We start from the raw sequence: 8,413 nt of genomic DNA on the forward strand, positions 1-8,413 counted from the left end.
GCCGTCAGCTTGGCGAAATGCTTGTCCAGAGCGGGGGTTTTCGCGGAAGCGGGTGCCATGCGCGGCACTGCCTTGGTACTGGCCGCAGCCTTGAACCGTATCCAGCTGGTCATCGACAATTCGGGCGTGCCCGGGTGCCAGTCCTTCGAGATCGGGATGCGGTGCAAAACGACAGGATCATCACTGTAGATGCTCATGAAATATTTAACGACCTTTTGGCAGACCTCGCTATCGTCCTGTAGTATTTCAGGGGTAAGGCCACAATTGCGCGCGACTTCTTTGGCCACGGGGTCACCGTCTTTGACAATCCCGTACGCCAACACGCATTTGGACAAGGTTGAATTCCAGCGCATTGCCTTGCGCGCCAGCTTTCGGTCGCCTTGGTTTTCCGGCAGTCGCGCCTTTTTATACAGACCCCAGCCTTTTGAAATCTCGGCCTCTTTTTGCATCTTGTAGCCATAGTCAGACAGCGCACGGGCCATGGTATTGGCAATCGACCCGGCAGTCGCAGCGCCGGTAATATCGGCAAGGCGCAGGCTCTCCATGACGACGCCGGTCAAGGAAAACAATGTGTTCAGGGTTTTCTGGCTGACCTGGATTGTGGCGTTGGCCAGACGGCTGGTGATCGCGGGGCCATAAACGGAATCGTTGCCATAGGTCAGCGCGGTGTTTTTCATCCACAAGTTCAGCTCTTCTGATTTTTTGACCAGATAAGCCACATCAAATGCCAATTGGCGGATGGCACCGGCAATGCTTGCGCCGGGCAGAAACTTGACCAGCAGACCGACACCGCCAGAGGTAAGTTGGTCGATCACCGCCCACTTTGTCTTGACCGCTTCGGCCTCGGCGATCAGCTTGTCCATCGCGTCCATCGCCTTTTTGGCTTTGGCCTGATCAGCAAGATCTTCTGGCGTTGGTGTCGCATCCGCGATCAGTGCCATTAACGCTTCCTGACGCTCTGCGGTTTCCTTGGCGATATCCGCCTCTAGGGCTGCCTTGAAAGCAGGGTCGGATTTGATGCGCTTTTCATAATCCTTGAATTCTGCCTCACGGGCTTTTTCCTCTTGTTCGGCATTGGCGAGCGCGAGTTTGGCCTGCAATTTTTCTGAATCCACGGCGTGGGCGACGGGGAAAGCATCAAACAGCCCGTTGGCCCCCTTCAACGCAGCGGTCATCGCGTTCAGGTCACTATCTGTCCCAGCCTCGCGAAGGGCCTTCATTTTTTCGGTTTCTTGCGTCGGTGATGTTGAATGGACGTCGGCACCGACGGTTTCGCGCACCCCGCTTGAGGCAGGTTCATAAGTGCCAATCATGATCGCCTCGACCACATTCAGCCCGATGGCACCCATCAACGCCTTGCCGTTGATGTCCTTGCCAGTCGCATGCGCGTCTTTCACCAATTTTGCAATTTGTGCAGCGTTTGCCGCGCCAACTATCCCGGCCGAGACATAGGCCCCGACTTTTGCCCATTGTCCGTTGGTTCCCGGAACCGGATCACCATTCGCATCATTGCCCGCTGGCACATCGAAAGCGGCAAAGGCATTGCCGACAGCATCCGCAACGGTCACGGTCAGCGATTTGGCGATGCTGGTAGGGTCATTGGGAAGCGTATCAAGCATTTCCTTGAACCGGAACACCACCTTGGATCCGGCAAGCGAATAGGAAACCAGCTTTTTCGCCGAATTGGTGGCCGCCTTATAGTTTTGCGAGTTGGCGGTGTCCTTGTCGTTCACCGCACGTTCTGCCTGATCGGCAGAGATGGAATCAATCGCCGCTTTCGCCACGACCTCGAACGCCATTTCGGCGATCTTCCAGTTCCGCTTTTCGTCGGGTTTATCCAATGCCTTGTCGGCCAGATCGAAGGCACCGTTCGCCAGCCCGAACGCCAGCGTGGTATATGCTTGTTGCTGCTTGGCGCGTTTCGCGATCTCGGACTGCGCCTTTAGCTCCTCAAGCGTTGCTTCATTCTCGGGTGGTAGGGTACCCGCTTTTTCCTGCGCCGCTAGATCCGCCATCTCGTTCTTTTCCGCCTGCGACATTGACGCGCCTTCGAAATTGCCGATCGCGATGGCTTGCGATGCGGTTGTGCCCAGCAGACTTACCGTATCCTTTGCAATCGACAGACCGCGTTTCAGTTTCTCATGCTTCGATGCGGTCTTGGTGTGTTCCTTGAGCTTTTCGCCGTAGATTTCACAAGCCCCGTTAAAAACCTGCGCTTCCTGACTGTATTTATCCGCAACCGCGTTGGAGGGCAGAATATTGGCTTTGATCAACGGTGACCAAAGTTCACGTTCGATATCGCGCGCGGTAAACAGGGGATTGCCGTCGCTGTCGGTCGCCTCTTCCATTTTGGTCTGAATCTCAACCAGTTTCTCATGCATTTTCTGCACGGCGCGGGCTTTTTCGGGGTCGACCTGCATCCGGGTCCCCTCGCCTGTCTCGACGTCGTAGGTTTGGCGCATGTCATGGCGCGTGTCGATTTCACTGTCGCGATCGCCGTCGGCCCAAGCCATGGATTGCACCACGCGGGTTTCGGTTTTCGCCTGGCTCCAGAAGTGCTTGCGCTGTTTCTCTGTCCACTCGACAGAGAAATCCTGCGCCGCAACCAGATCGCTGCCCAATTGGCCAACATCCCCCAAAAGCTGTTCCAGCGCCTCGCTCTTTTCTTGCTCGTGCTGCATCGCATTGGCGAATTCACCGCTTTTTCCAACAGCCGTCTGAAGCCATCCGATCTGCGTCTCTGTAAATCCCGACATAACTTTGATCTCCCAGAAAATTGCTTACTTCGGAATTGCCGTCAAAAGCTTGACTTCAAGACGCGACAACGCCTGCACTGCGATATCCAGTTCGGGGGTGCCGCTGGTGAAGGGTTGGTTGCGGAAATGCGCAAGCGGTGCGTTTGCCTGCAAGGCACCGGTCAGGGTGCGCAGCGCGCTCAGCGCGGCCTCGCGGGGGGGACGCGGGTCGCTTCCGGTGGTGTCGATCGCCTTTTGCAGCAGCTTGCCGTTGTCTTCCAATTTCTTGATATCTGCATCGCGCAGCAGGCCCGCCACGGTATCCAGATAGGTTTTTACATCCGACTCTGTGATGGCATCACCACTGCCCGTTGCAACCAGTTCGCCGACGTCACCGACCTTTTCAATAACCTTGTCAAAGCCTTTGACGGCGGACACGAAACCGCGCAATTTATCAGCGCATGCCGCGGTTGCGGCTGCGGCATCCAGTTTCGACAATGCTTTGATCTCGACGGCGGTCTTGCTGTGGCGTTCTAGATCGGCCTTCAGTTCTTTGAGGCGTTCAATCGCGGCTTCATAATCACCCGACACTTTGGTCGTGGCTTTCAGACCGTCGATTTCTGTCAACGCCACATCCAGTTCGCTGGTATCGAGATTAAGTTTTGAAAAAGCCTCAATCAGCTTTTGGAACTTGGGCTTAAGAGCATCCCTTTCGGTATCGAAAATCTTCTTGTTCTCTTCGCGGGAATTTTCCTTTTCCTGCCCCGATACGCAATCAGTTTTCAACGCCGTCCATACGGCAAGCTCACTCCCGTTCAGCGCGTCTCTGGACCCTTTGGCCCAGCGTTTCAACGCGACGGCGGTGGTGTCCTGAATGTCTGACACCAGTTGGATCAACAGAGTATTGGCCCGGCTCAACGACGCCTTGTCACGCTCGTCGGCAACGCGCTGTGCCTCGGCCAGATCATCCACATATTTTCCGTAATAACCGGAAATCTCGACATCACCGATCTTGCTGTCCGCCATTGATTTGGACAGGGACTTAATCTCGGAAGTGACTGTTTTGGCAAGTTTTTCACATTCTTTATACGCCGCATGACAGGCACGCGCGTCATCCTTGACCAAGACAGCCTCATCGTACAGCTCTGCGATCTCAAGATGGGATTTCACCGGATTCTTTGACGCATAGGTTTCTTCGAATTTTTTGACCCGCGCGGCCAGATCAACCGTGCGAACGGCCTCGTAGGCGGCGTATTTGGTCTTGAGGCGATCCAGCTTTTTGTTCACCAATCCCAGCCGGATAATGACATAGTCAAAACTGACCGAATTATCCGACAACGAGGTTTCGAAACTTTCGAGGTCGTCAAGATATTCCTTGGCAAGTTTGAGCGCATCCACTGAGTCAGTCTCGAGCAGCTGCCGCGCCGCCAACAGCTTCATTTCCAGCTCATCGAGCGCTTCTTTCGGGACTTTCTTATCCTTTCGATTGCCCTTGAACAAACCGCTTGTTTTGAACATGTCGTCGTATTTTGCCTGAAGGTCTTCTAGCTGCGTATTCAGTCTCTCGACGTTGATTTGCTCTTGTGTGGCTTGCAACTTTTTCAGATTTCCAATCTCTGTCATCCATTTCATCTCAAGCCGGTCAAGCCCCGTCCGGCGTATTTGCATGAAGGTCGGGTTTTCCACCGCGTCCAGCTCAGCACTTAGCAGGTCTGCGGTAACAGGGGCGTCCATCGCCCTAAGCGTCGCGATCTGCTTGAGAATTCTTTTCGTCGTTTCAACACAAAATTTAGCGTCTTCGACCTCGAGCTCAACCTCCTGAACCAGTTCTGCGACAGCGTCTTTATGAAAGTCGAACACCTTTTCGGGGGTGTTTCTTTGGGTCTCTTCGATCAGCGCACGCAACGCTTCCAGGCTGTGTTTCTTATCGTCTGCACAGGGGGTGAACCCGACCGTCCGCAGCCAAGACAACTGCCCATCGATTGCACCCATCGGCAACGTGAGGCGGCTGTCAAAAGCATCCTCTTGATTTTCGATGATGGTGGCACCGGTGCGCGCACTGCGGAACACATTCAACTGATCGGTGGTGGCAGTGATCTTGGCTTTGGCCGCGTCCACATCGCCGGTCAGATAGATCAGCATTGCCTCATCCAGCATCGCATGGAGGATTTTATATTCCTCGGGGCAAATCGCGGCATAAGATCGCTCTATCTTGGCCCCGTCCACGATCTTGACCATGCTAAAGACTTCGCCGCGAACCCTTTCGATGTTGCCGGCAACCATATTGCGCATGGCTTCAACCAGCTTAAAGTCGCTTTCCCGTTGCTCTTTGGGAACCTGTGCAAATGGATCACCGGCCTGTTGTTCCAGTTGATCCTGCAACGCGGCGACACGCCTGCTGGCATCCATGAGATCCTTATCAAGATCTTTCTCGACCTCGGTCAAGGTGACCAGTTTCGTCGCCATCTTGTTTCGAACATCCCGCGCGGTCTTATCGGCGGCCTTGGCTGCTTCATAGGCGTCTTTGGCTGTTTCCAACGCGGCTTCGGCGCGCTCTTTCTCGGCAGGATCATCCTGCGCATCCACCGCCTGTTGCAATGCGTCCATTTTCGATTGCGCCTGCAGCTTGGCACTATTGGCCTCCAACGCATCCGAATTGGCCTTGGCATGCGCCTCCGCAAACCGGTTCAGCGGGGTCGCCATCAAATCTTTGTCCGATGACGGCGGCTTTAGCGGCTTCCAGCCTTTGACCTTGTTAAATTTTTCGATCCATCCTTGGACAGTGGTCGGCGTAACGTCCAGCGTATCGTTATCTTCTGGCATCTTGATGCTTTCTTTGTCTGGCGGACTAGACCGTCGACCCCGCAAGGTCGGCGTTTAGGCGGCAATCATCGTTTTCATGGTGTTGAGCGCCTTGATTAAAGGGGCTCGGATCGCCATCGAATGGCCGAAAGGATTGTTTTCGCACAAAGCAACAATCGGGTCGGACCCCAGAAATTCCGAATAGGTGTCAATTTCCTTGCCAAGCGCCTTTGCGCTACCAGCCCGCGCCGCACCAGCCGAACTGTTAAAGACAAGGATTGCGGCCATCAGGGCAGTATTGTTGCCTTTTGTGACCCCGTTCAGACCAAAACGCGCAATCCGCGTCAGGTTCGGGTCATCGGATTTGGCCAGCTCGGACATCAAGGGCGATAGGGTGGCGTCAACCTGCCCCTTCGCATCAAGCCAAACATCCGCAGGATTATCGGGAACGTATTCACCATCCAGCACAAATTCTGCCGGATCGTCTGCCGTCGCGACTACTTTAACCTTAAGAAACTGCTCAATAAAATTAATTTGGGTATCGGAAAGATTACTATCGGCCAAGTCATTACCTTCTCTGCTCGATTATCTTAAATTCGCCACGGATAATAACCATGGCTTTGAAAATCTGGCGGTATTGCGCTTGTTTTTAGTCTACGGCGCTGAGACGGCTCAGGTCAAATGTCTTATGCGGATTTTTCATTGCGCCAAAACATGGAAGCACGCGAACGCCCCGACCCAGAAGTCTGGACAGAAAACGTTGGGTTATTCAAGAAGGCGTAAATATAAGATGCAAGTGGCGCGGTTGACGGGGCTCGAACCCGCGACCCCCGGCGTGACAGGCCGGTACTCTAACCAGCTGAGCTACAACCGCGCAGTGCATGCTTTGTCGTAAACTTCAAAGCGTTGGGCGGTAATAGGGTCTGGCATTGCCCCCGTCAAGCGGGGTTTTGACCTGTTTTCGCTGATTTGCAAATATTTTTCAAAAACGCCCCCCCCGCCAGAAAAAAGCCCGCGCATTGCGGCACGGGCTTTCGGTTATTTCTCGGAATATGTGCTCCAGACGTGGTCTGGCGGAGGCGGCGGCAGATCGGGTTTGCCGCGCAACCGGTGCATGTTGGCTTTGGCGATGAAATTGCACGATATGGGTGCCGTTACGAAAAGAAACGCCATCACCAGAATTTCATGAAGCGACCCATCCCCAGCAGCAAACGCATAGACGATTGACGCCAACAAAAGCGATCCGACCCCCAGCGTTGACGCCTTGGTTGGTGCGTGCAGGCGCGACATGGAGTTATCGAGCTTCATCAACCCGATCGAGCCTACCAATATGAAAAAGGCACCGATCACCAGTAGGGCCGATATGATGATTTCGCTGATTATTCCCAGTTCACTCAATGATATCACCCCTCAAGACAAAGCGCGCGATGGCGACAGTGGAAACAAAACCCAACATCGCGATGATCATCGCGCTTTCAAAATAGATCTGTGTGCCAAGGCGCATGCCCAGCAGAATGATCAGCGCAATCGCATTGATCACCATCGTGTCCAGCGCAAGAATCCGGTCACCGGTGTTCGGGCCTTTGACCAACCGCAGCATAGCCAGCAGTTGCGACAGTGCCACCGCCACAAAGGCAAGGTTCAAAGCCATCAGGATCATTCGAAAATCTCCTTTATCCGACGCTCATAGCGCTGTTTGATGTCGTCGCGCACGGCGTCGGGGTCTGCGGCGTCAAGGGCATGGACCAGCAAGACCCTGCCGTCATCAGACAGGTCGGCCGAGACAGTCCCCGGTGTCAGCGTAATTGTCCCGGCCAACATCGTAATCGCCTCGGGTGTGCGCAGATCGAGAGGGATAACAACCCATTGTGGGCGCATGGCCTTGTTGCTTTTGAACAAAACGATCATTGCCACGATCACATTGGCCACAAGTATGTCCCACAGCACCAAGCCCATGTAGCTGATCATTTTCCAGGGTCGGCTGAAAATGGGTCGATCTGGCCAATAGGCTGCCGTCGCGATCGGGATCAGCAGGCCAAGTATCAGGCCGAAAACGATGGTGCCCAGCTTGATCTCATTGACCAAAAGGCACCAGACCACCGCCAACAGGACGGTCAGCAGCGGGTGGGGCAACAGACGTGAAAACATATCAGTTATCCTTTACCGTTGAGCCGTGGGCATCGTCGCCGGCCTTACTGTCGTGACTTTCAGCGGCACCCTGCCCGGTCGCGACTGTCTCTTTGGGCTGGTTGGCTGCGTCATAATCAGATTTGATCTTCTTGCCCGGCGTCGTCAGCACCACATCAATATAGGGTGCAGGATTGAACAGCTGCGCCGATGTTGCAGACAGAACCCGTGTAACAGGCCCCGCCGCTACGGTAAGGGCGATCAGCACCGCCAGCAATCCCCCGATCGAAACCATTGCCAACGCGGTCGATGGCTCGGGCTCGGGTGTCTCGGGGGCGATATCTTGGTCGCGCGCCTGATGCGCTTTCCAAAACACAACACTGCCCGCGCGCGAAAATCCGACAACTGCAATCAACGACCCCACAAGGATCGCGCCCCAGACCCACCACATCAGGTCAGAACTGCGCGCCGCATCCAGGATCAACAATTTGCCGACAAACCCTGACAAAGGTGGCAGACCGGTCATGGCGATGGCCGCAACAAAGAACAAGCCCGCCACCAGCGCCCCGCCCTGCATCGGCGGCGCATCGGCAAAGCTGACCGATGCTGCACCACGACGCGCGCGGATCACATCGACCAACAAGAACAGCGCGGCTGCCGCAAAGGTCGAATGGATCGCATAATATAACGCAGCGCTAATGCCCGCTTGCGTAAACACCGCCACCGACGCCAGCAGCATCCCCATCGAC

Annotated in this window: 7 protein-coding genes and 1 tRNA gene; all 8 read right to left on the minus strand. The window is 54.9% G+C overall.

Going from position 1 to position 8,413, the window contains the following annotated elements; all coding sequences use genetic code 11:
• Positions 1-2,756, minus strand: a 2,756-nt coding sequence (locus ABYT07_RS17060; RefSeq protein ID WP_372993239.1) for a hypothetical protein, incomplete at its 3' end; no start/stop codon positions are given.
• A gap of 24 nt (positions 2,757-2,780) precedes the next feature.
• Positions 2,781-5,558, minus strand: coding sequence for a hypothetical protein (locus ABYT07_RS17065; protein ID WP_372993240.1), 2,778 nt, complete (start codon positions 5,556-5,558; stop codon positions 2,781-2,783).
• 54 nt (positions 5,559-5,612) lie between these two features.
• On the minus strand, positions 5,613-6,101 hold the full coding sequence (locus ABYT07_RS17070; RefSeq protein ID WP_372993241.1) for a hypothetical protein: 489 nt from the start codon (positions 6,099-6,101) through the stop codon (positions 5,613-5,615).
• A gap of 233 nt (positions 6,102-6,334) precedes the next feature.
• A tRNA-Asp gene (locus ABYT07_RS17075) sits at positions 6,335-6,411 on the minus strand.
• A gap of 164 nt (positions 6,412-6,575) precedes the next feature.
• Positions 6,576-6,935, minus strand: coding sequence for a Na+/H+ antiporter subunit G (locus ABYT07_RS17080; protein ID WP_372993242.1), 360 nt, complete (start codon positions 6,933-6,935; stop codon positions 6,576-6,578).
• The gene (locus tag ABYT07_RS17085; RefSeq protein WP_372993243.1) at positions 6,928-7,197 is read right to left on the minus strand and encodes a K+/H+ antiporter subunit F; all 270 of its coding nucleotides are present in this window, start codon (positions 7,195-7,197) and stop codon (positions 6,928-6,930) included. Before ABYT07_RS17085 ends, ABYT07_RS17080 begins: the two co-directional genes overlap by 8 nt.
• On the minus strand, positions 7,194-7,685 hold the full coding sequence (locus ABYT07_RS17090; RefSeq protein ID WP_372993244.1) for a Na+/H+ antiporter subunit E: 492 nt from the start codon (positions 7,683-7,685) through the stop codon (positions 7,194-7,196). Before ABYT07_RS17090 ends, ABYT07_RS17085 begins: the two co-directional genes overlap by 4 nt.
• Position 7,686: 1 nt before the next feature.
• The coding region (locus ABYT07_RS17095) for a proton-conducting transporter membrane subunit (RefSeq protein ID WP_372993245.1) at positions 7,687-8,413 on the minus strand (727 nt) is incomplete at its 5' end.

Source organism: Sulfitobacter sp., from assembly GCF_041552635.1.
Classification (GTDB): domain Bacteria; phylum Pseudomonadota; class Alphaproteobacteria; order Rhodobacterales; family Rhodobacteraceae; genus Sulfitobacter.